The organism is Psychrobacter sp. Cmf 22.2 (genome assembly GCF_001921745.1).
GTDB lineage: Bacteria > Pseudomonadota > Gammaproteobacteria > Pseudomonadales > Moraxellaceae > Psychrobacter.
In genome coordinates this window covers 598229-620508 of sequence record NZ_MRYA01000002.1, presented here as the reverse complement: position 1 = coordinate 620508, position 22280 = coordinate 598229, and the positions used below count along the sequence as shown (strand labels likewise).

Here is a 22280-nt window from a genome sequence, read left to right as displayed (position 1 = left end):
GCAAAGCAAGCATTAACTAATCACCAACTGCTCTAAGCTTTCATCTTGCTGCGCTGCCAAATTAGCAATCATAGAGAGCGCATGGGCTTGCTGGTCTATCGGCTTTTTTGCATCTTGGTCCGTGATGGCTGTTCCTGCGCGTAACCAATTATCTTCTGTATCGCTGGTATCTTTATTATGCTTGTTGTACCACGCCAAATCATTATGCAGCGCTACCACATCACCCATGATAAGTAAGGCGGGCGTGGGCAGCTGGTTTTGTTCTTGCAGCTCCACGATACTCTCAAGCGTACCAGTTAATACTTGCTGATTGGGCATACTGGCATTGGAGACGATCGCAATCGGCGTCTCAGACGAGCGGCCAGCGTTAATCAAGCCGGTCGTCAAACGTGCCAACGAATGCAGGCCCATATAAAACACCACGGTCTCATTGGTATCAAGTAAGTTTTCAAACTTCTCATTGGGCGCACCCGCCTTTAAAAACCCAGTGACAAAGCGCACCGACTGCGAGTGATCACGGTGCGTGAGTGGAATACCAGCATAGCTTGCGGCAGCGTTAGCAGCGGTGATACCTGGTACGACTTGATAAGGTAACCCATGCGCCCGCAAGCTTTCAATCTCTTCGCCACCACGCCCAAAAATAAAGGGATCGCCACCTTTTAGACGTACCACACGGCGGCCTTGTTTGGCGCTATTGATGAGCAGCTCATTGATACCCAGTTGTGCGACCGCATGGTTGCTGCGTTTTTTGCCGACAAACACCTTATCGGCATCACGGCGGCATAAGTCTAATACTTGCGGAGAAACTAGGGCATCATAGTAGACGATGTCCGCTTGTTGCATCAGACGCAGCGCCTTAAACGTCAAAAGCTCTGGATCACCAGGGCCTGCACCGACGATATAGACTTCACCGACAGCTGCTCGCGCGGGTTTTGATTGAGTAACCGTTAATTCATCTGTTGCTACAGGCGCAGTGGCCGATAGTGATTCTGTGCTGTGGCTCTGTGAATGCTGGCTAGTCGTCGTGGCAGGACTATTAGCCGGGTTATGGGCATCAGGGTCAACGCTACGATTAGCGCTGCTTTCAATAGCAGCTGCCGTGCTTTCTAAATCTGCTTTTAGCTGGGCAGTGGCCTCACGCTCATTACCGGCAAACATCAGCTGACTGACCTGACCTTCAAAGGCGCGCTCCCAAAACTGTCGACGTCCTGTCAGGGTTGGTATTTTGGTTTTTACCTCTGCTCGAAACTCACCAGCAAGCTTGGCCAGTTTGCCATAACCTTGCGGAATTAGAGTTTCAAGACGTGCACGCAGTAGACGTGCCAGCACGGGCGCTTTACCATTAGAGGAGATACCAATCACAATGGGATTGCGATCGACAATGGCAGGAAATATAAAATCGCATAAATGCGGGGTATCAACCACATTTACCGGAATATTAAGATTGCTAGCATCAGCGTGAACTTGATGATTGAGCGTCTCGTCATCTGTTGCCGCGATGATGACTCGTGCACCTGACATATACGTTTTATTATAATTTTTATAGATAAGCTCATGCTTATCGTCTGATAACAAGGCTTGTATTTCAGCGCTAATATTGGGCGCAAGGATTGTAATGCAAGCTCCAGCGCGGCTGAGTAAGTCGGCTTTACGTAGCGCCACATCGCCGCCGCCAACGATCAGTACTTTGCGGTCTTCTAATTTAAAAAACAATGGAAAGGTGTTCATAGCATCACCAATTATTCAATCAATATAAAATATGCCACCATTATGAGGTATCACAGGCATGCGCTCACGTAGTGAATTGGCATTAGCATATTCGTTTTTGTCATGATAAAGGTGTGTTTTGATAGGAAAGGGAATAGATACGAGAGTAATTAGGAAAATATGTATCATAAAAAATCCCTCTTACGTAAGGGTAAGAGGGATTTTAAAATCATGGGTTACTGCAACGCGTGACTACAGCTGCGTATGCAAACCACACTCACGGCTTTCTTCTACCTTAGTCGGATCAAAGTAATCAAACTCATTTGGCAAATTATGCTCTTCAAGATACACGTCTAAATCAGCGTCTGTTTTTTCAAATAAAGGTGCAACTTTTAGCACGCCATCTTTTGATAAGCTAAGCACATCAAGACCTTGGCGGAATTCGGTTTGATCTTTACGGATGGCATTAAACCACACGTCAGGCTTTAGTTCGTCTAGTGCACGGCGGAATGGCTCAAGTTTTACTTGATCGGTGAATTCATCATGCTGTGGGTTATCAATGCCTGGGATGCCATTCATGGTCGCGTCACGATAGGCGGCCGTTTGCTTAGGAATATAAGTGATGACGTTTAAGTTTAAATCACGAATAACTTTATTGGCAAACTGATACGTCGCGTCCGTGTTGTAGCCTGAGTCCACCCACAATACGGTGATATCGGGGCGCTGCTTGGCGACCAAATGCAAGATCGCTGATTCATAAGGACGGAAGTTAGTGGTGATAATTGGGTTTTTAGCTTGTGTTAGTGCCCATGCCACGATTTCTTCTGGTGATTTGCCTTGCAGGTCTTGGTTAGCTTGGTCGATATCTATATTTGGGTGTAACTGGCTCATAATACGTTCCTTAAATGGGATTAGTTTAACAAGTGAGTTAGAAAAAGCTTAATACATGAGTGTCGTAGGCCGTAGCTTTAGCCAGCATTTTGCTTTCGCAAAGGTTTAAGCTAGGCTAAAGCTACAGCCTACAAAAGAAAGTTAGCTATTCAAAAGAGAGATAACAGAAATTAATTGCCCGAAAACATCGGTAAGTCGGCGGCATTGCGACCATCATAACTGCTAGCAAGGGCAGTAAACGCTTGGTAAATACTAAATTTAGAGTCTGGTTGCATGTCATGCTCACTGAGCACAAAGCTGTCAACACCTACGCGTAATAGATACGCAATTTGATCACGGCCAAACTCGCCAGCGACACGAATCTCACCTTGATAGCCCATTTGACGTAGCGTTTGAGCGAAGCTAAAGTTGCGTCCATCAGCGAATTTAGGAACATGAATGACGATGAGCGCCTTCTTTATTAGCAGCTCACTTAGCTCTGTCAGTGCATTCGCATCCGTATCAGCAGTCACCCATAATCCAATACGGCTGCTATGCTGGACTATCAGCTCATACACCTCTTTGACCAAACCACTTGCCAGCGCCCCTGAACCGTTCAATAAATCAGCGAGTGGTACTAGGACGTCAGGTTTTTCTTGTCTTTGTAGCAGCTCAAGTAAAGTGAGGTCTATCGAGGCGATACCATCTGGCAATGTGTCAGTGGTTAACGCATGCCAGCTATCTTTATGGCTAATATCGACGCCGTGACTATCCAAAATGTGGTGATTAGCCATAGACCTTCTCCTTAAAGGGATCAATACCGACGCGCTCGACCAATTCGCCAAAGCTTTCAACGTCATTATCGGTGGTGGCACGCAGATCGACATAGACGTCAACGATCTTTTGAATGGTGTCAGCGACCGCTTCAGTAGGGACGGAACGGCCGAGTATTTTGCCAAGCTTGGCATCGTTGCTTGAATTGCCGCCAAGGCTGATCTGGTACCAGTTTTCGCCTTTTTTATCGACACCCAAGATACCGATATCGCCAGTATGATGGTGTGCACAGGCATTGATACAGCCCGACATATTGAGGCGGATATCGCCAAGATCGTATAGATAATCTAAATCAGTAAACTGCTTCTCGATTTGCTCAGCAATATTATGCGTGGTGGCATTGGCAAGCGAGCAATAATCCCAACCAGGGCAGACAATCATGTCCGTTAAAGTGTTGATATTCGGACGGGCCAGATGTAGGTCGACCAATTTTTGCCATAGCTCGTATAACTGATTGGTTTGCACGTCAGCGAAGACAAGATTTTGCTGATAGGTGCCGCGCAGTTCGCCAAAGCTGTATTGGTCTGCAAGATCAGCGAGTGCGTCCATTTGGGTATGGGTGACATCACCAGATGGTACATACTTGCCATCGACCAAGCCTGCTTTGAGAGAAATTACCACCGCCCGATAACCGGCAACTTTATGTGCCACGGTATTTTGGTTATACCAATTGGCAAAGTCTTTATCAGCGCTTAATTGCTGCTGTAGATCGGATTGTGCTTGTAGCGCATCAAAGGCTACATAATCAGGCTCACTAAAGAAGCTGGTAGCAGTCTCAAAGTTTGCATCAGTCAGCGTCAGCGGCCCGTCTTTGGTATGCGCTTCCCATTCGGCATCGACCAATTTAGCAAACGCAGGGCCGCCTAAGGTATCGACCAAGATTTTAATTCGTGATTTGTACTTGCTACCTTTATCACGCCGACCATGCAGGTTATAGACACGCAATATAGCGTCTAAATAGCTAAGCAGATGCTGACGTGGCAAAAACTTATTGATGACTTTGCCAAGCACAGGAATACGTCCAAGACCGCCGCCAACTAGGACTTCAAAGCCAAGCTCGCCGTCTTCGTTTTTCTTAAGGTGCAGACCAACATCGTGTACTTGCGTCGCTGCACGGTCCTCATCGGTACCAATCACAGCAATCTTAAATTTACGCGGTAAAAAAGCAAACTCAGGATGAAAGGTCGACCACTGGCGAATGATTTCGCAGTAGGGACGTGGATCGGCAATTTCATTTTGATGAATACCGGCATAAGGATCAGTCGTGGTATTACGAATACAGTTACCAGAAGTTTGTATTGAGTGCATCTGTACCGAGGCCAGCTCCGCCAAAATATCTGGCACATCTTCTAGCTTTGGCCAATTCAGCTGAATATTGGTACGGGTCGTGAAATGCCCGTAGCCTTTGTCATATTTACGGGTAATTTCAGCCAATTTACGCAATTGATAGCTGGCAAGTAACCCATAAGGAATGGCAATACGCAACATTGGCGCATAACGTTGAATATAGAGGCCGTTCTGCAAACGCAGCGGCAAAAATTGCTCTTCTGGGAGTTCACCTGCCAAAAACCGCTCGGTTTGGTCGCGAAATTGGGCGACTCGTTCCTCTACCAAGGTCTGGTCAGCGTAATTATATTGATACATGACGTAATCTCAATGTTGTTTTTAGTCTTTAAAGCCGCAACGGAAATGATTCGCGTGCGCTAAATATTATGGCTAGTCGCAGTGTATACACCGTAATTGCACCATCATATAAGTTTGCGTCTATAAACATAAATTCCTTTAAGACATATCCATATCCAAAGTCAGCATAAATTTTCATAAAGAAAGTTAGGTAGCCTATGTTTATTCAATTTATCACCACCTATAAAGGTTTTAAAAAATGACATCTACTACTGCTAATCAACAACTATCAAAGCTCGTGCCACCACATGGCAGCAAGGATCTTAAACCGTTACTATTAAAGGATGATGCCCGCAAGCAAGCGTTGCAACTTGCCAGCAGCTTGCCGACGATTACCCTAAGCTCACGTGAGCGTGGCGATTTGATTATGCTGGGTATTGGCGGATTTACGCCGCTAAATGGTTTTATGAATCAAGCGAATTGGCAAGGGGTGGTTGATGATATGCGTCTGCAAAGTGGCGACAACGCTGGCTTGTTTTGGCCGATTCCCATCACTTTATCAGCGCCAAAAGAAACTGCCGACAGCCTAAATCAAGGTGATAAGGTCGCGTTAGTGGCACAAGATGGCGAAATTATGGGTATCTTAACGGTAGAAGAGACCTATACCATCGATAAAGAACATGAGTGTCAGCAAGTCTTTACCACCACGGATTCTGAGCATCCGGGCGTGCAGCAAGTACTTAACCAAGGTGAAGTAAACATTGCAGGTAGCGTCGAAGTGCTAAGCGAAGGCGAGTTCCCAACCTTATATCCAGAGATTTATAAAACCCCTAGCGAGACTCGCGCTATTTTGGATGCCAAAGGGTGGAAGACAGTCGCCGCCTTCCAAACGCGTAATCCAATGCACCGCTCGCACGAGTATCTTGCCAAGATTGCCATTGAAATCTGCGATGGAGTCTTGATTCATTCATTGCTAGGGGCATTAAAGCCAGGTGATATCCCAGCTGACGTTCGCCAAGAGGCCATCAAAACCTTAATTGATAATTACTTTAAGCAAGATACCGTTATTCAGGCAGGTTATCCGCTAGATATGCGCTATGCTGGGCCGCGCGAGGCACTACTACATGCGGTATTCCGTCAAAACTACGGCTGTAGCCATCTGATTGTTGGTCGTGATCATGCGGGTGTCGGTGATTATTATGGCGCCTTTGACGCACAGACTATCTTTGAATATGTTGGTAAAGACGACCTAATTACTCAGCCGCTAAAGATCGGTTGGACGTTTTGGTGTAATGCTTGTAATGCCATGGCTTCTGATAAAACCTGCCCGCATGAAGCGTCTGAGCATGTGAAAGTATCAGGTACTAAGTTGCGTAAAGCGCTATCAGAAGACCTTGAGGTACCAGACAACTTTAGCCGTCCTGAAGTATTGCAGATTTTACGTAATTATTATGCCGGTATCGCTATCGATGACCGTGCTGAGGTGAAGTTAACTGGTGCATCTGCCGTATAGGGTGTTTTATAGTTTATAAAATTGCTAGATAAAAAAGGTGCCAGATTTAACGTCTGACACCTTTTTTTATTAATAATTCAAGTTTAGCAGTCAAAAATAATGAGTTAATAATGAGTTTAGGTTAGCTCTAAATTGCTTTGAAGCTTCTGATAGTCGCCAACTAGCGTACCGCCGCCAGAACAAAACTGATTGAGTGCGTACTTATCTTGACTATCAATAGTTAGCTTGCCATCTTTGAATTGAAAAAAAGCCATACTGTCGTTAACGGTCGTTTGAAAAATAACGCCGTGCGCTTTATCTTGACCCATCAAGGTCGCCTGACCATCAAAATGGCAGGTCGGTTTTTTTACATCGCTACGAGCACGTACTTTTATATTAATCTGGTCGCTGTTATCTGCATCATCTGTCCGTACCATGACTCCCACCCAATCACTACCTTGCGCCCGTTTGTCATAACCTGAGGACGCATAATCACCAACGACCTTTTGTATAGCAGGCGTTTGAATAACAGTAGCACTCTTTGCCGTACTATCAACGATCAAATCATTATTATAGCTACAACCTGTCAAGGTAGTGAGGGCAGTGGTCGCGAAAAGTATTATCGCAATAGAAGGGGATGCGTGGCGGTGTTGATATTTAATCATAAAAGAGCCTCCTTTGACGCTAATGAATGGTAGGCAGAATGTATGGTAAGCCATGACTATCCGCTAAATGTTTAGAGTATGCCACAGTCTAGGACAGAACTCTCTTATCGCCTTATAGGATAAACGTTACGTAAACTTGCCAGCTATAGAGTAATGGATAGGTACTTATGCCAAGTTCATCACTCGATAAGCCTAATTGTCACTAAGCGCTCAACAAACAAGCTGCTAGCATAGCTTCGATCCTCACATAATTCATCTCAATATCTGCTGCACTTAATACTTTAATAAAAATAAACCTTTATCCAATACTCCAATTCTGCAGAGAACTATCATGCAACTGATTACCGAAACTATTAACGCCTTATCTAACGCCTCATCGCCTCGTAGCAAGCACAATGTAAGACACGCCCAGAAAAATATGTTACCGCGTACTTTAATGATAGGTAGCGCATTTACAGCGCTGATACTAATGACAGGCTGTAGCCCGACACAGGCCACTCAAAACGATGCAGAACAAGCAGCGGGCGATGCGAAAAACATTAGTCTTTTGAATGTCTCTTATGATGTATCACGCGATTTTTATAAAGAATACAACACACTATTTAGTAGCGCTTATCAAGTTGAGCATCCAAGCAGCAAAGTGAGTATTAACCAATCGCACGGTGGCTCTAGCAAACAAGCACTGTCTGTCGCTAATGGCTTACAAGCGGATGTAGTGACTCTAAACCAAGCAACTGATATGAACCTACTGGTGGAAAAAGGCTTGGTGGGCGCCAATTGGCAGCAAGCATTACCAAACAATGCCATACCTTATACCAGTACCATGGTGTTATTGGTGCGCGATGGCAATCCAAAAAATATTCAAGATTGGCAGGATCTGGCGCGTAATGATGTTGATGTAGTTATGCCAAACCCTAAAACGAGTGGCACCGCGCGTTATGCCTTTTTAGGGGCGTATGGGTATGGACTTAATCATTTTAAAGAAAGCGTACAAAGCTCTGCCAAAACCGATGACTTTATTAAAAAGTTACTAGCAAACGTCGTCACTTATGACAATGGCGCCCGTGCCGCAACGACCAGTTTTACCCAGCGCGGGCTAGGGGACGTACTCATCACGACTGAAAATGAGGCACATTTAGTCACCAAAAAATACGCTAAAGGTCAGACTGAGCTCATTTATCCAAGCTACTCTATTACCATTAATAATCCAGTCGCCGTGGTCGATACTGTTACTGAAAAAAATGGTAATGCAGATGCAGCAAATACTTACCTAAAAGGTTTATGGGATAAGCCTGCACAGGAGTTAATGGCGCAGATGTATCTACGCCCCAGTGATAAAGCCGTTCTTTCCGCGCATAAAGGTACGCTACCTGATATCAATACTTTTGAGCCAATAACTGTCTTTGGGTCATGGGAGCAAATTATGGATAATTTCTTTGTCGATGGTGGAATTTTTGATCAGTTGGCACAGGCAGAGCAATGATGTTTTAAGTCGCGCGCAACTTGCTAACGCATTTGCTTGCCAGTTTTTAGGCAAAAATCAGTTAAGAGTTTCTACCAAAAATGACTGTCTTTGACTCTCTACTTAGAATGTCCTCAACAGAATTTTACCAAATGCTTAATAAGTTTAATGTTCTTTCTTTATTATTCCATTTTGGCAATAACATACGCATATTAGTCATTAAACATAATAAGCTAGCACTGTTAGCATACTTGCATTACATAACAAACATTTTTGAGGCATTTATGACATCTTACGCGGCAGGCTATCAACAAAAAAGTAAAGCACTTAGCGTATTAAGTATTGCAGGCGTTGCGCTCACACTTGGAATCGCTGGCTGTAGTAATAATGAGCAGGCAGATAGTACGGCGACTACAGAGGGTACAGCGGCGACATCAGAAGGGCAGAACATCGAGCTGCTAAACGTCTCTTATGATGTGGCACGTGACTATTATAAAGACTACAACCCACTATTCGTTGAGCACTATAAAAGCGAGCATCCAGACAGTAATATTCTAATCAAACAGTCACATGGTGGCTCAAGTAAACAAGCATTGTCTGTGGCCAACGGTCTGCAAGCAGATGTCGCTACCATGAACCAAGGCTCAGATATCGAGCTACTAGAGAAAAAAGGCTTGGTTGAAGCAGACTGGGAATCTCAGTTTCCTGATAACGCCGTGCCTTTTACCAGTACCATTGTATTTTTGGTACGTAAAGACAATCCAAAAGGTATCAGCGATTGGGAAGACTTAACCAAAGATGGCATTGAGATCGTCATGGCCAACCCAAAAGTCACAGGTAATGGTCGCTATGCATTTTTAGGTGCTTACGGTTATGGTTTACATGCTTTTGATAACCAAGAAGACAAGGCCAAAAACTATGTTAAAGACATGCTAAAAAATGTCAAAGTCTATGAAAACGGTGGACGTGCTGCAACGACGACCTTTGTTCAACGCGGTATTGGCGATGTCTTGGTCACCTTTGAAAACGAAGCCAACTTGGCCGCGACTGATTTTGGCGCTGGTCAAGTAGATATCGTTTACCCTAAATACTCTATTAAATCAGAAAGTCCTGTTGCTATTGTTAAGGCAGTGACGGATAAAAAAGGTACTACGGACGCGGCAAAAGCGTATCTTGATTACCTATGGAGTGAGCCAGCTCAGCAATTGGCCGCTGACCTTTACTTACGTCCTAGCGTCAAAAGTGTCCTTGATAAAAACGGTGACAAACTACCACCAGTTGAAACTTTCCGCCCAAATGATGCTTTTGGCACTTGGGATGAGATTATGGGTACTTACTTCAGTGATGGCGGTGTATTCGATCAATTAGCTATTAATGCCCCACAGTAAATAGCTGGTACGAATGTAATAGAGCTGCTTAAAAAGTACGATAGCTTCTCATAAGGTAATTTGACAAGTAGCGTCCAACCATATAAAGGACATGGCCACCTGCGCTATGTCCTTTGTACCGTAAGCAAGCTAATAATACAGTCGATACAACGTGGTCGGCACTCTAAATATCATTGCTAAGTACCGAATTAAGTATCAAACCAAGCTCTGAACTAGTACTGACGTTAGGCAATAGGACATCACTATGAATGCAAAAACATCTTCTGCCAATAAATCCCTTCATAAAAAAGGTTGGTTGACCCGTTTACGTCAGCGCAACGTGTTGCCAGGGTTTGGTCTGAGCATGGGCATCACGGTCTTTAGCTTGTCGTTATTGGTAGTCCTACCGTTTGCGATGATGGCCTACACCACGACACAGATGGGCTGGACAGGGTTTTGGGAGACCATTAGTCAACCACAAGTGACAGCTGCTATCAAGCTAAGTTTATGGATGTCGTTTTTGGCCATGCTTACCAACATGGTGTTTGGTACGCTAGTTGCGTGGGTACTTGTTCGTTATGAATTTTGGGGCAAGTCAATGATTAACGCCTTGGTTGATTTGCCATTTGCGCTGCCGACCGCAGTCACTGGTATCTCACTTGCCACACTTTATGCACCTAATGGTTTAATTGGCCAGTGGTTTGCCAAGTTCGATATCCAAGTCGCTTTTACCCCATTAGGTATTTGGCTGGCTTTAGTGGTAGTGAGTTTTCCGTTTATTGTCCGGGCGGTGCAGCCGGTATTGGCGGAGCTGTCTGTTGAGTTTGAAGAAGCTGCTGCGGTATTGGGTGCCAATCGCTTAACGACCTTTCGCAAAGTTATTTTACCGGAGCTACTACCAGCACTGCTGATGGGTGCTGGCATGATGTTTGCGCGTGCTACTGGCGAGTATGGTTCAGTGATTTTTATTGCGGGTAATATCCCTATGCAATCTGAGATTTTACCACTCATCATTATCAGTAAGCTTGAGCAATTTGATGTGCAAGGCGCATCAGCCGTTGCATTATTTATGCTACTGATCTCATTTGTGATTTTATTAACCATCAATATTGCTCAGTGGAAACTGTCGCGCCGTGTGGGAGCTCGCTAACATGCAAATATCTAATAGCTATGATTATCAGAGCAATCCTGCAACCAAAGACACTCCTTGGATACGGCGCACCTTTATTGCTGTTGCTGTTTTATTTATGATCGTCATGTTAGTCATACCACTACTGGCAGTGTTTTATGAAGCTTTTAAGAATGGCTGGCAGCTCTATATCGCCTCGCTCGTGGATCCAGAAGCCTTACAAGCGATCAAGCTAACATTGATCACCGCTGGTATCGTGTTACCGATCAATATGGTCATGGGTATTGCGATTGCTTGGCTGGTCACGCGTTATCAATTTAAAGGCAAACAGCTGGTCACCACCTTGCTTGATTTGCCGTTTTCGGTATCGCCTGTAGTAGCAGGTTTGATGTTTGTGTTGTTATTTGGTCTGAACTCTACCGTTGGCGGCTGGCTTGAGGGCATGGGTTTTCAGGTAATTTATGCTGTTCCTGGTATTGTATTAGCGACGTTGTTTGTCACCTTTCCATTTGTCGCGCGTGAGCTGATACCGCTCATGCAGACGCAAGGCGATAGTGAAGAGCAAGCCGCGCTTACTTTAGGCGCGAGTGGTTGGCAGACTTTTTGGCATGTCACCTTGCCAAATATCAAATGGGCCTTACTTTATGGCTTGATTTTGACCAATGCGCGGGCGATGGGCGAGTTTGGCGCAGTCAGCGTGGTATCGGGTCATATTCGCGGTGAGACTAATACCATGCCACTATTGGTTGAGATCGCTTATAACGATTATAACTTTACTGCCGCATTTGCGTTATCAAGCTTATTGGCAGCCCTTGCCTTGGTAACGCTCCTCATACAGCAAGTCATGACCAAATTACAAGAACGCAAGTTTGCCAAATCCGAACGGCTGATTAGTGCACCCGAACTACCAGTGAGTGCCAGTGCCACCGACACCACAGCGTCACAGACCGCTAACAGCTCAGGAAATATATAAGTAAAATGGTCTAAATAAGGAATGACCGACTTAAATACGATTAACGCTGTAGCCGATAAATAATTTGTCACGATAAGAAAAATATAATCAAAGGTACCATTATGAGCATCGAAATTCGTAACGTAAATAAAAATTTTGGTAACTTTACCGCCTTGGATAACATCAACATTACCGTTCCTACTGGTAAATTGACCACTTTGCTTGGACCCTCAGGCTGCGGTAAAACCACTTTGCTACGTATTATTGCTGGTCTTGAATATGCAGATTCTGGACAGATACTTTTTGATGAGCTTGATGTAACTAACACACCGGTACAAAAACGCCATATTGGCTTTATGTTTCAGCACTATGCGCTATTTCGACATAAAAATATCGCTGATAATATAGCATTTGGACTGACGTTATTACCAAAGAATGAACGTCCTAGTAAGACTGATATCAACAAGCGCGTGGCGGAGCTATTAGACTTGGTACAGTTGCCACAACTGGCGAATGCTTATCCTCATCAGCTCTCTGGGGGTCAGCGTCAGCGGATTGCACTGGCACGCGCTTTAGCGGTTAAGCCAAAGTTGTTACTGCTTGATGAGCCATTTGGTGCGCTTGATGCTAAAGTACGTAAAGAGCTACGTACTTGGTTAAAAGATATTCACCATGAGCTTGGTATTACCAGTATTATGGTGACGCACGATCAAGAAGAGGCTCGTGCAGTGTCAGATGAGATTGTGGTTATGAATCATGGTCATGTAGAGCAGGTGGGGACCTCAGAAGAGTTGATTCATCATCCAGCCAATACTTTTGTGAGTGACTTTTTAGACTTAGTCTAATAAATGTCATGGAGCATAAAAAAAGACCTAAACGATATAGGTCTTTTTTTATGCTCACCGAATACATAGAGAAAGTTTTACTATTAGCTGGCTTCTGGCTGGCTTTGAAGCGTCTTATAAGTAATTTCTAATATCTCTTGACACCATTCTGGTAAGTCATCCGCTACTTCATACCACATCCATGTACCTTCGCGCGAACAGCTAAGAATTCCTAGCTTTTTTAGGTGATTTAGGTGACGAGAAACCGTAGGCTGCGGTTGGTCAAGTAGATCTACCAATTCACATACGCAGCGCGATTCTTTATTAAATAGAATCTGGAACAACTTCAAACGAGTTGGATCAGACAGTACTTTAAACAAATCAAGAGGCTGCATAGCAAAGTTGTTATTAGACATAGAGTATATTCCAAATAGATTGTCACGCTTACTTATGAATTTTATTCATCCTAATAAGAGAGAAGTTAAGTGGTTAATAAAATAGATAATCCATTACCCAGTAGTATCCGATAACTTACTATCTAATTAATTGAGTCATTAAAAAGCATTCATTCAGTAAAAAAATTGAAGCATAATTGTATGGGTTTGATAGAGACGATCAGTCTAGTCTTAGCTAGTCAAACTGCGTCTAGCTACAGACAAACATTAAATATTCAAACACTGAATATTTCAAACAGGCCGTCTATATATACATATAAAGTACAAACTAAAACAATAAAAAACATTTAAGCAACTGAAAACAATAATAACACAAAATATATATTTAGATATACAAGAATATTATAAATATATCCACTTATCTCTATTTTAACACCGTTCATCGGGAATACATTAATATTTACGAATATATAAATATATTTTTTTATATTGTGACAGAGGTAAACTAATTTTTTTATATCTAATGTATTAATATCAATGCCTTAAACCTAAATACTCAAAACCGGTTAATATTAAAACAATTATTGTAAATGGTAATAATTATCGTTATTATAAACAACATTAACAAGCTATAGCGATAGGAGCAAATTATGTACGTATGTATCTGTAACGATGTAAAAGAGAAGCAAATTCAAGCAGCTATTGCTTCAGGAATCGATACCCTCGATGGCTTAAAAGACTCTCTTGATGTTGCTACCTGTTGTGGTTGCTGCGAACCTATGGTCAATGACTATTTAAATGAGCATCATGCCAAACTTGATATATTGGCTTATGCGGTTTAATAGATGCAATTGTTATGCCAATAAAAAGAAAGTCTTTGGTTCATGACAGTTAATTGACAAAGATAGATTTAGAATAAGACAGATTCCAAAAATGGACTGTTCATCACTAGCATGTAGTGACCTTTTACTCATCCTCATTTGCTATGTTAAGCTGTACTTGACCTCTATTTGACCTTATTACAACAATTGCTCTTGCAACGATTCTAATTATTGTTCTCAACTGATATCTTATTATTAGTTCATAACGTTACAAGCCTTATCCCGCCTTTGTGCTACTATATTTATTTAGTACTATTAGATACTCTAGTAGCATATCTAATACATTTAAAGATGAGTAAATGACTTACGAAGACGTCTTTTTTGTGCTAATAGAGCAATTCTAAAATATATAAGAAGTTGTGCCAATCTAGGAACAGGAGTACACGTTATGATAGGTAGCCAAAAAGTCATTGATTATTTGAATTTTTTGTTGGGCGGTGAGCTTGCTGCACGCGATCAGTATTTTATTCATTCAGAGATGTATGCTGAGTGGCATTATGGCAAGCTGTACGATCGCATCCATCATGAAATGGAAGACGAGACTTTACATGCGCAGGCCATTATTCGCCGTATTTTGATGCTCAGCGGTACGCCAAAGATGAGCGTTAATGAGATTAAAATTGGGAGCACAGTTCCTGAAATGCTGCAGTTTGACCTTGATTTAGAGTATCAAGTACAGCAGCATCTAAAAGACGGTATTGCTCTGTGTGAAGAAGAGCAAGATTATGTTACCCGTGAGATGTTGGTCGAGCAGCTTAAAGATACCGAAGAAGATCATGCGCATTGGTTAGAGCAGCAGCTACGCCTTATCGATATGATCGGACTACCTAACTATCTGCAAAGCCAAATGGCGGAAGTGTCTCCTGATATTGTCTAGTATCGTCATACTAAGCTGCAATAATTAGAGCACGTATCAATAGATTGAATAGATTAGGGAGAGAAAATATGAAAGGGGATAAAGAGGTCATTCGCGCCTTAAATAAAGTACTCGGACAGTCATTAATTGCGATCAATCAGTACTTTTTGCATGCACGCATCGCTCGTCATTGGGGGCTTGAAGCGTTAAACGACAATTGTTACAAACAGTCTATCGCTGAGATGAAGTGGTCGGATGATTTGATTGCACGTATTTTGTTATTAGGCGGTCTGCCAAACTTACAAGATTATGGCAAGATGTTTATCGCAGAAGACGTACCTGAAATGATTGATTGTAACCTGCGTTTAGAAAAGCAAAAATTTGCTATTATCACTGACGCGATTACCTTATGTGAAACCCATCGCGATTATGTATCACGCCAGCTGTTGGTCACTCTAAAAGACGGTAATGAGGAATATGAAGACTGGCTTGAGACCCAAGAAGACTTGATACAAAGCATCGGGGTAGAGCGCTATATTCAGTCGCAAATGCATGACGACGACGCACCGTAAATAGCCATCATTTCGCTATACTTGCCAGCTTGTTTATTGAGTATCTCTCTTGGGATACATAAAAGGACAAGCTGGTATTTTTATGCCTATTTGATTCATGGTGATTTAATTCCTGTGGTTTTAGGCCCTTTAGATAGGTATCGACTGAACGCGTCACCCGCCCTAATAAAACACAACCTAGTATAAACCGCGACCATCTTCAGGCTTAAGTCGTAAAAAATACAGCCCTGATAAAATGGTCAAAATCCCCAGTATCCAATACGTCGTATGAAACGCCGCCAGCGTATCTAGTCCAAAGCGCTCACGTAATAGGTTGAGCACCGCCGCCCCAAAGGCAATGCCAAAGCCAATTGCTAGCTGCTGATTGACTGCCATTAGGCTATTGCCGCTACTGGTCTGCGCGCCTTCCAAATCGCCAATGGTAATGGTGTTCATTGCGCTAAACTGCATAGAGTTACACGCGCCCATCACAATAAGCAGCGGGATAAACCATAGCCAATTATCAGGGTTGTCGAACTGTGCTAACACGATAATTAATAGGCCGATTAATAAAGTATTTAATACTAAAACCTTACGGTAGCTAAAGCGCTGGATGATTTTGCTGACCCAAGGTTTGATACCGATGGCACCAATGGCGATAGGCGCAAGCAGCCAGCCTGCCTGTGAGGGCGAGTACTCAAACACCACTTGTAATAAGAGCGGCAGTAAGAACGGCACAGCACTGATGCCCAAACGGGTAAATAAATTGCCCGTGATACCGATACGAAAGGTACGAATATCAAATAGGCTCAGTGGAAATAAAGGCGCGGGACGGCGTTTGGCATGTGCCAGATAAGCGCCTAGCAATACGCTGGCTGCCACCGCTAGCAGCAGACCATACACACCGCGGCCCACCTGCGAGCCAAACTCTACGGCGAGAGTAAATCCGCAAGCTGCTGCCGCAAACAGCCCAAAGCCTAACCAATCAAGGCGCTTGGTGTCTTCAAACAAAGCAGGCACCAGTTTTTTGCCCATAACAAACCCTAAAACACCCATCGGAATATTGATCAAAAATATCCAATGCCAACTGGCATACTGGACGATATAGCCGCCCAACACCGGCCCCACGAGCGGCGCAACCAAGGCCGGTATCACGGCAAAGTTCATCACGGTCAGTAGCTTGTTGCGCGGATAAGACTTGACCAATATCAAGCGCGCAACAGGCGTCATCATAGCCCCGCCAATCCCTTGTATCACCCGCGAGCCTATCAAAAAGTCCAGTGTTGGCGAAGCCGCGCACAGTAGCGAGCCGACAGAAAATATCACAATGGCGGTCAAAAAGATGCGCCGCGTGCCGTATTTGTCCGCCAAAAAGCCACTGATAGGGATAAAAATCGCCAACGTTAGCGCGTAGCTGATGACTGCCCATTGCATCTTAAGCGGAGACTCGCCCAATGCTTGAGCCATCTGTGGCAAAGAAGTGTTTAGGATGGTCGCATCTAATATCTGCATAAAAAGGGCTACCGCTAACACGTAGGGCAGGTATTTCTCTTGCGTTGGGGTTAGCGTTACCATGTGACTCTCATTGGATTTTTGATATTAAGACAAGCAAAACGGTCTGTTTATATAGTCAAACTAGAATAGGATTGGTACAGTTCAGACGAGCAAAGGGGTACAAATAGTACTATGAGCCGGACGAACACCCTAATGGTTTTATTGATGATAGGTGATAACCGATGCAAGGTGAGTAGTATAAGAAAGAGTGGCGCGAAATAACAGTGAATCAAGGTAGCGTTTTATAAAAGGCAGTATTGAAAGCACTACACTGATTACAAGAGAGAACTTTAATGTACAGGTAAGTTCTCGCTATAGTAAACCTTGTCTTGCCGCTTAAGTAACAAATAAGCGCATCGTATTCGCTGATAAAACATCGATAACTTTATAAACATGAACTAAGAACCCTATATTAAGGATATGTCATGAGTCAGGATAATAACCAGTCTAATAACAATACTAATGAGCAAAATGAGACCTACACACCGCCAAAAGTTTGGGTACAAGACAAAGACAATGGCGGCAAGTTTGCTAATATCAATCGTCCAACCGCCGGCGCGCGCTACGAGCAAGCGCTGCCTGTGGGCGATGCGCCTTTGCAGCTGTATTCGCTCAACACCCCAAATGGCGTCAAGGTAAATATCCTTTTAGAAGAGCTGGCTGAGCTGGGCGTCAAAGGCGCTGAGTATGATGCCTATAAAATTGATATCTCTGAAGGCGCCCAGTTTGGCTCAGGGTTTGTGGACATAAACCCCAACTCAAAAATACCAGCTCTAGTCGATCATGCCAATAGTGAAGCCGGCAAGCCTGTGGCGATTTTTGAGTCTGGCGCTATCATGATGTATTTGGCCGAAAAGTTTGGTAAATTTATCCCGCTATCTTTAGGAAAGGCGCGCGCAGATTGTCTGTCTTGGGTTATGTGGCAGATGGGTAGTGCGCCTTTCTTAGGTGGCGGTTTTGGGCATTTTTATGCTTATGCGCCTGAGCCTTTAGAGTATCCCATAAACCGCTATACAATGGAGACCAAACGCCAGCTTGATGTGCTAAACAAACACTTGAAACACCATAAATACATGGGCGGTGATGATGATGCTGATTACAATATCGCTGATATGATCATTTGGGCATGGTATGGACAATTAGTGCTTGGGAAGCTCTATGATGCCGCTGAATTTTTACAAGTAGATGAGTATGAGCATGTCAAACGCTGGGCAAAAAATATCGCTGAGCGTCCAGCAGTTAAGCGTGCTGTAGACTTAAGTTTAAAACCTATCGTTTAAACAACTGCTTGCTATTGATCTAAGATATTTTTTAAGGGTTTACGTTGTTTTGTTTAACTAAATTTTATTCGATAGCTGCTTTTACAATCGTGATTTTTATGAATCATTTGTATTTTAAGTGAGTAATAGTGTGTAGGCTGATTAATACAATATTGATCGGCCTTTTTATAAAAAATGATTGAAATAATTCTGATAACTGATTGAAAGTTGTTTGCTTGTGGCTTTACAGAATGATACATTGTAATAACAGACCGAAACGTCAGTGAGTTGAGGTGGCAAGTTACTGTGTTCATTGAGATTCATTTTTTATATTTCCTCTGTTGGTGAGTGAGAATTATGAAGGGTTTATTTTATAAGCCTATACAGTCAAATATGGCTGTAGGCAATAATGGTATGAAGTATAAAAATAATAAGAATAAATTGGCTTGGACAAACAGTATCTCGCGGGACAAAGCCCTTAGTGGTCCCTCTTTAAAAAGTATTTTTTCTATTAAAAAAATAGTATCGTCGACATTATTAGCCATCAGTGCTATAGCAGTGTGTTCGACAAGTAGCGCAGCGGTTGAGCTGACGCATCAAGACTGGCAAGTAGCTTGTGACAATACGCGTACTTGCCGATTAGCAGGTTATCAAGCAGAAAACAGTGATTTTCCTATCTCTATATTACTCATGCGCCGTGCAGGTAGTGAGGCTAACGTCATGGGTAAAGTCAAGCTTGGCGGTGCCAAAGAAAGCTCTACCAAAGCGCTTCTGCAGCTGGGTAATCGTCATCGTATGTCGTTATTTATTGATGGTAAGGATTTGGGAGAAACCAAGCCTTTCTCAACAGTGGCAGGTGATGCAGAGCTGACCGCAACCCAAGTTGCCGCGTTACTTGAGGCGTTGACCAAATCTAGTAAGATTGAGCTGGTTATGCGTAACTCGCGTTGGCAGTTGTCTGACAAGGGCGCAATGGCAGTTATGATAAAGGCTGATGAAGCACAAGGACGAGTAGGGACGCCAAGTGCGCTAGTCAGTACCAATGGCGCAAGCAAGTCTAACAGTAATGTACTACCACCCAAACCTGCTCCTCAACTACGTCTCATAGTGCCTAATATTAGAGCCACCTCAAGCCGTAAAGAGAAGTTTAGTATGAAGCCCTCACAGTTATCTGCATTGACAAAAGGCACGATAGCGAATGTAGATACTGACTGCCCAAATCTAATGGATAAATCACCTTGGCGTATCAGTCGTCTGAATGGATCACAATTGCTAATTCAGCACAACTGCTGGATGGGTGCTTATAATGCAGGAACAGGAATGTGGGTCATGAATGATAAAAAACCCTATGATCCAGTGTTGATAACCACCGAGGCGACCGATTATGCAAATGGTAAGATCAGTTCTGTACAAAAAGGCCGCGGTATTGGTGATTGTTTAAATAAAACCGACTGGATATGGACTGGCAAGAATTTTGTAAAAAGTCATGAGAGTAGTACGGGGCTGTGCCGTATGATTGAAGCAGGCGGAGCATGGCAGCTGCCAACCTATGTATCTGAGGTCAATACCCTGCGTTAAGACAGCTCTATAGATTTACGAAACCCTATTTTTAATTAATAAGCATCATGTTTTTATCGATGCATTAAAAAATAGGTACTGATAGCAGTTTCATTATGCTATACTACGTCGCCACGAAAGTTTAAGCTTTCGTGAATTATGAGATTGATAACATCGCCTGCGATTTTGGGTCTAGGATTGACCATTAGTAATTGTTGCCGATGATTTTGTGTACTTAAATAACGTTTTATAAAACGTCAGTTATTTTTGACTCATATCTTATCTATTGCCCTATGATTGTGGGCTAGATTGGTTGTTATTCGCCCTTATCTGCTTTGGATAAAGCATCGATAATGCGCCTATATCAGACAAGGATAAGACACTCGGCACTACCACCAAAATACGTCAGACAGCATGCACGCATTTATTGTAAAAGCTTAGCTTTAGCAGCTTGGCTTTTAATTATCGACACTTTTTTGTGTTTCGGTAATGTTCAATAAAGGCTGCGTGGTGAACGGTTATCAGTGGTATGCATCAAGCTTGCTGAATGTACAGCAGCTTATACTTACCAAGGATCCTCATGACTGATATCTTATCTACCATCGCCGCTGAAAACGGCATCATCGAAAGCACCGATACTCCAAACACTGACATCTCTAACACGGACGCCACTGCTCAAGCAGCAACAGACGCGGCCTCAGAAGACCAAACAACCTTTAGCGATCTTAATATTGCCAAGCCAATTTTGACGGCGCTTGATCGTATTGGTTATACCAATCCAACACCTATCCAAGCACAAGCCATTCCTTTTGCTCTACAAGGTCGTGACTTATTATTGTCCGCGCAAACCGGTAGTGGTAAAACTGCCGCTTTTGTCATCCCAGTACTCGATCGCCTAAGCCGTGCCACCAGCTTTGATAAGCTCACCAAAGCCCTTATCCTAACGCCAACTCGTGAGCTTGCTCAGCAAGTACATGACAGTGTGCGCACGTACTCAAAAGACATGCGCGGTCTATTCTGTGTGCCGTTGGTCGGCGGTGCGCCATACAATGGTCAGATCACAGCCTTAAGAAAAGGCGTACAGGTCATTGTCGCCACGCCAGGTCGTTTACTTGACCATATCAAAGCAGGCCGTGTCGACTTATCTAACCTTGAAGTACTTGTGCTTGATGAAGCAGACCGTATGCTAGACATGGGTTTTGCTGATGACATCAGTGATATCTTAAGCGCTGCGCCAACGGATCGTCAGACGATTATGTGTTCAGCCACTTGGGATGGTCCTGTCGGCAAAATCGCCGCTAGCTTTACTAAAAACCCTGAGCGTGTGTCTATCAAAGTTGAGTCAGCACATATCGAAGAAAAAGTATACTACTGTGACGACTTTGAGCACAAAAACAGACTGCTTGATAAAGTCGTTTGCCAGCCAGAGATGGAGCAAATCATTATCTTTGCCGCAACCAAACGTAGCACGGAAAAGCTGGCCAAATCGCTACAAGAGCAGGGCCATAAAGCAAGCTTCCTACATGGCGACTTGCCGCAAAGCAAACGTAATCGTATCGTGCAAGACTTGCGTAATGGTAAATGCAAAATCTTAGTGGCGACTGACGTTGCTGCCCGTGGTCTCGATGTGCCAGCCATCTCTCACGTCATCAACTATGACTTACCGCGTCAAACTGAAGACTATGTCCACCGTATTGGCCGCTGTGGCCGTGCTGGTCGTACAGGTGTGGCTATTAGCTTATGTAGCATGGATGATCGTCCACAGCTAAACGCTATTAATCGCTACTTAGATCGTAAAATGGAAGTCTGTGTCATCGAAGGCATGGAGCCAAAGAAAACTTACGTACCGAGTGAAAATAAAGGCCGCGGTCGTGGCCGTGGTCGCGGACGTTCTAACGGTGGTGGTCAAGGCCGTGGCCGTTCAAGCGGTGGTTATGCTGGCAAGTCTACTGGTGGTCGTTCAAGTGATCGCGCAGCTACCGGTCAACGCGCCAGCAACGACAGTGGCTATCAAGGCAAACCAAATGAGCGCTCAGGCGGCAAACCATACCAAGGTAAGCGCAGTGGTCCTAACCGCGGTGACGGTAATAGCGCACCGCGCGGTGAACGTGCCGCTTCTGGTCGCGGTCGTCCAAGTGGTAGTCAAGGTCGTCCAGCCAATCGCTCTGACAGCCGCGGTCAAGGTCGTCCAACTGGCGGCAACCGTGGTAGAAACTCGTAATAACGTTAGTTTTAATGGCTAATCACGGTTTATAGTAAAGCCGCTCATTTGGCCCTATAGTAAAGCTGTAAAAAGCCAGAT

General features: G+C 43.8%; 20 protein-coding genes. 12 read left to right on the top strand and 8 right to left on the bottom strand.

The window, feature by feature from the left end:
* Nucleotides 1-12: 12 nt before the first annotated feature.
* From cobA to BTV98_RS06725, 5 genes are all read right to left on the bottom strand, one after another.
* On the bottom strand, nucleotides 13-1728 hold the full coding sequence (gene cobA / locus BTV98_RS06740; protein WP_058368856.1) for a uroporphyrinogen-III C-methyltransferase: 1716 nt from the start codon (nucleotides 1726-1728) through the stop codon (nucleotides 13-15).
* A 15-nt stretch (nucleotides 1729-1743) separates the two neighbouring features.
* Nucleotides 1744-1896 (bottom strand): hypothetical protein, encoded by a 153-nt coding sequence (locus BTV98_RS13630; protein WP_156410081.1) that lies wholly within the window; start codon nucleotides 1894-1896, stop codon nucleotides 1744-1746.
* Between the two features lie 63 nt (nucleotides 1897-1959).
* Complete coding sequence (locus BTV98_RS06735; RefSeq protein ID WP_058368855.1) at nucleotides 1960-2598, bottom strand: phosphoadenosine phosphosulfate reductase family protein; 639 nt, start codon at nucleotides 2596-2598, stop codon at nucleotides 1960-1962.
* 170 nt (nucleotides 2599-2768) lie between these two features.
* The gene (locus BTV98_RS06730; protein WP_075103228.1) at nucleotides 2769-3371 is read right to left on the bottom strand and encodes a DUF934 domain-containing protein; all 603 of its coding nucleotides are present in this window, start codon (nucleotides 3369-3371) and stop codon (nucleotides 2769-2771) included.
* Nucleotides 3364-5055, bottom strand: a complete 1692-nt coding sequence (locus BTV98_RS06725) for a nitrite/sulfite reductase (protein ID WP_058368853.1) — start codon at nucleotides 5053-5055, stop codon at nucleotides 3364-3366. The genes BTV98_RS06730 and BTV98_RS06725 overlap by 8 nt, the downstream gene beginning before the upstream one ends.
* 238 nt (nucleotides 5056-5293) lie before the next feature.
* Here BTV98_RS06725 and sat point away from each other — a divergent pair, with 238 nt between their 5' ends.
* Nucleotides 5294-6547 carry a sulfate adenylyltransferase gene (gene sat, locus BTV98_RS06720; RefSeq protein ID WP_075103227.1) on the top strand — a complete coding sequence of 418 codons (1254 nt, stop codon included), beginning with the start codon at nucleotides 5294-5296 and terminating at the stop codon, nucleotides 6545-6547.
* A 116-nt stretch (nucleotides 6548-6663) separates the two neighbouring features.
* On the opposite strand, the gene BTV98_RS06715 is transcribed toward sat, so the two are convergent.
* Nucleotides 6664-7191 carry a hypothetical protein gene (locus BTV98_RS06715; RefSeq protein ID WP_075103226.1) on the bottom strand — a complete coding sequence of 176 codons (528 nt, stop codon included), beginning with the start codon at nucleotides 7189-7191 and terminating at the stop codon, nucleotides 6664-6666.
* Nucleotides 7192-7522: 331 nt separating this feature from the next.
* Here BTV98_RS06715 and BTV98_RS06710 point away from each other — a divergent pair, with 331 nt between their 5' ends.
* The 5 genes from BTV98_RS06710 (at nucleotide 7523) to BTV98_RS06690 (ending at nucleotide 12946) form a co-directional block, all read left to right on the top strand.
* Nucleotides 7523-8674 (top strand): sulfate ABC transporter substrate-binding protein, encoded by a 1152-nt coding sequence (locus tag BTV98_RS06710; RefSeq protein ID WP_218612955.1) that lies wholly within the window; start codon nucleotides 7523-7525, stop codon nucleotides 8672-8674.
* A 263-nt stretch (nucleotides 8675-8937) separates the two neighbouring features.
* Nucleotides 8938-10041: a sulfate ABC transporter substrate-binding protein gene (locus tag BTV98_RS06705; RefSeq protein ID WP_058368850.1), complete on the top strand. Its 1104-nt coding sequence runs from the start codon at nucleotides 8938-8940 to the stop codon at nucleotides 10039-10041.
* A gap of 244 nt (nucleotides 10042-10285) precedes the next feature.
* Nucleotides 10286-11170 carry a sulfate ABC transporter permease subunit CysT gene (gene cysT, locus BTV98_RS06700; RefSeq protein WP_058368848.1) on the top strand — a complete coding sequence of 295 codons (885 nt, stop codon included), beginning with the start codon at nucleotides 10286-10288 and terminating at the stop codon, nucleotides 11168-11170.
* 1 nt (nucleotide 11171) lies between these two features.
* Nucleotides 11172-12122: a sulfate ABC transporter permease subunit CysW gene (cysW, locus tag BTV98_RS06695; RefSeq protein ID WP_058368847.1), complete on the top strand. Its 951-nt coding sequence runs from the start codon at nucleotides 11172-11174 to the stop codon at nucleotides 12120-12122.
* A gap of 101 nt (nucleotides 12123-12223) precedes the next feature.
* The gene (locus tag BTV98_RS06690; protein ID WP_075103225.1) at nucleotides 12224-12946 is read left to right on the top strand and encodes a sulfate/molybdate ABC transporter ATP-binding protein; all 723 of its coding nucleotides are present in this window, start codon (nucleotides 12224-12226) and stop codon (nucleotides 12944-12946) included.
* Between the two features lie 83 nt (nucleotides 12947-13029).
* Here the strand turns inward: BTV98_RS06690 and BTV98_RS06685 are convergent, their stop codons facing one another.
* A complete protein-coding gene (locus tag BTV98_RS06685) occupies nucleotides 13030-13341 on the bottom strand; it encodes a helix-turn-helix transcriptional regulator (protein ID WP_058368843.1) in 312 nt (103 codons plus the stop codon).
* A 629-nt stretch (nucleotides 13342-13970) separates the two neighbouring features.
* Here BTV98_RS06685 and BTV98_RS06680 point away from each other — a divergent pair.
* From BTV98_RS06680 to bfr (BTV98_RS06670), 3 genes are all read left to right on the top strand, one after another.
* Nucleotides 13971-14162 (top strand): bacterioferritin-associated ferredoxin, encoded by a 192-nt coding sequence (locus BTV98_RS06680; RefSeq protein ID WP_058368842.1) that lies wholly within the window; start codon nucleotides 13971-13973, stop codon nucleotides 14160-14162.
* A 427-nt stretch (nucleotides 14163-14589) separates the two neighbouring features.
* Entirely contained in the window at nucleotides 14590-15078 is a 489-nt protein-coding gene (bfr, locus tag BTV98_RS06675) for a bacterioferritin (protein ID WP_075103224.1), read from the top strand.
* 68 nt (nucleotides 15079-15146) lie between these two features.
* Nucleotides 15147-15629, top strand: a complete 483-nt coding sequence (gene bfr / locus BTV98_RS06670; RefSeq protein WP_058368840.1) for a bacterioferritin — start codon at nucleotides 15147-15149, stop codon at nucleotides 15627-15629.
* Nucleotides 15630-15806: 177 nt separating this feature from the next.
* Here bfr (BTV98_RS06670) and BTV98_RS06665 read toward each other — a convergent pair whose 3' ends face one another.
* Nucleotides 15807-17183 carry a DHA2 family efflux MFS transporter permease subunit gene (locus tag BTV98_RS06665; protein WP_075103223.1) on the bottom strand — a complete coding sequence of 459 codons (1377 nt, stop codon included), beginning with the start codon at nucleotides 17181-17183 and terminating at the stop codon, nucleotides 15807-15809.
* A gap of 404 nt (nucleotides 17184-17587) precedes the next feature.
* Between BTV98_RS06665 and yghU the strand changes: the two genes are divergently transcribed.
* From yghU to BTV98_RS06650, 3 genes are all read left to right on the top strand, one after another.
* Nucleotides 17588-18442 (top strand): glutathione-dependent disulfide-bond oxidoreductase, encoded by an 855-nt coding sequence (gene yghU, locus BTV98_RS06660; RefSeq protein WP_058368838.1) that lies wholly within the window; start codon nucleotides 17588-17590, stop codon nucleotides 18440-18442.
* Nucleotides 18443-18835: 393 nt separating this feature from the next.
* The gene (locus tag BTV98_RS06655; RefSeq protein WP_256713854.1) at nucleotides 18836-19999 is read left to right on the top strand and encodes a DUF1176 domain-containing protein; all 1164 of its coding nucleotides are present in this window, start codon (nucleotides 18836-18838) and stop codon (nucleotides 19997-19999) included.
* A gap of 559 nt (nucleotides 20000-20558) precedes the next feature.
* Nucleotides 20559-22199: a DEAD/DEAH box helicase gene (locus BTV98_RS06650; RefSeq protein ID WP_075103222.1), complete on the top strand. Its 1641-nt coding sequence runs from the start codon at nucleotides 20559-20561 to the stop codon at nucleotides 22197-22199.
* Nucleotides 22200-22280: the final 81 nt, after the last annotated feature.

What these genes read in the sequence shown, in the direction of transcription:
- BTV98_RS06690 (WP_075103225.1), top strand. Translation starts at nt 12,224, where the DNA reads ATGAGCATCGAAATTCGTAACGTAAATAAAAATTTTGGTAACTTTACC.
- BTV98_RS06710 (WP_218612955.1), top strand. Translation starts at nt 7,523, where the DNA reads ATGCAACTGATTACCGAAACTATTAACGCCTTATCTAACGCCTCATCG.
- BTV98_RS06735 (WP_058368855.1), bottom strand. Translation starts at nt 2,598, where the DNA reads ATGAGCCAGTTACACCCAAATATAGATATCGACCAAGCTAACCAAGAC.
- bfr (WP_058368840.1), top strand. Translation starts at nt 15,147, where the DNA reads ATGAAAGGGGATAAAGAGGTCATTCGCGCCTTAAATAAAGTACTCGGA.
- BTV98_RS13630 (WP_156410081.1), bottom strand. Translation starts at nt 1,896, where the DNA reads ATGATACATATTTTCCTAATTACTCTCGTATCTATTCCCTTTCCTATC.
- cysW (WP_058368847.1), top strand. Translation starts at nt 11,172, where the DNA reads ATGCAAATATCTAATAGCTATGATTATCAGAGCAATCCTGCAACCAAA.
- cysT (WP_058368848.1), top strand. Translation starts at nt 10,286, where the DNA reads ATGAATGCAAAAACATCTTCTGCCAATAAATCCCTTCATAAAAAAGGT.
- cobA (WP_058368856.1), bottom strand. Translation starts at nt 1,728, where the DNA reads ATGAACACCTTTCCATTGTTTTTTAAATTAGAAGACCGCAAAGTACTG.
- BTV98_RS06725 (WP_058368853.1), bottom strand. Translation starts at nt 5,055, where the DNA reads ATGTATCAATATAATTACGCTGACCAGACCTTGGTAGAGGAACGAGTC.
- sat (WP_075103227.1), top strand. Translation starts at nt 5,294, where the DNA reads ATGACATCTACTACTGCTAATCAACAACTATCAAAGCTCGTGCCACCA.
- BTV98_RS06730 (WP_075103228.1), bottom strand. Translation starts at nt 3,371, where the DNA reads ATGGCTAATCACCACATTTTGGATAGTCACGGCGTCGATATTAGCCAT.
- BTV98_RS06715 (WP_075103226.1), bottom strand. Translation starts at nt 7,191, where the DNA reads ATGATTAAATATCAACACCGCCACGCATCCCCTTCTATTGCGATAATA.
- BTV98_RS06655 (WP_256713854.1), top strand. Translation starts at nt 18,836, where the DNA reads ATGAAGTATAAAAATAATAAGAATAAATTGGCTTGGACAAACAGTATC.
- BTV98_RS06705 (WP_058368850.1), top strand. Translation starts at nt 8,938, where the DNA reads ATGACATCTTACGCGGCAGGCTATCAACAAAAAAGTAAAGCACTTAGC.
- BTV98_RS06665 (WP_075103223.1), bottom strand. Translation starts at nt 17,183, where the DNA reads ATGGTAACGCTAACCCCAACGCAAGAGAAATACCTGCCCTACGTGTTA.
- BTV98_RS06680 (WP_058368842.1), top strand. Translation starts at nt 13,971, where the DNA reads ATGTACGTATGTATCTGTAACGATGTAAAAGAGAAGCAAATTCAAGCA.
- BTV98_RS06685 (WP_058368843.1), bottom strand. Translation starts at nt 13,341, where the DNA reads ATGTCTAATAACAACTTTGCTATGCAGCCTCTTGATTTGTTTAAAGTA.
- yghU (WP_058368838.1), top strand. Translation starts at nt 17,588, where the DNA reads ATGAGTCAGGATAATAACCAGTCTAATAACAATACTAATGAGCAAAAT.
- BTV98_RS06650 (WP_075103222.1), top strand. Translation starts at nt 20,559, where the DNA reads ATGACTGATATCTTATCTACCATCGCCGCTGAAAACGGCATCATCGAA.
- bfr (WP_075103224.1), top strand. Translation starts at nt 14,590, where the DNA reads ATGATAGGTAGCCAAAAAGTCATTGATTATTTGAATTTTTTGTTGGGC.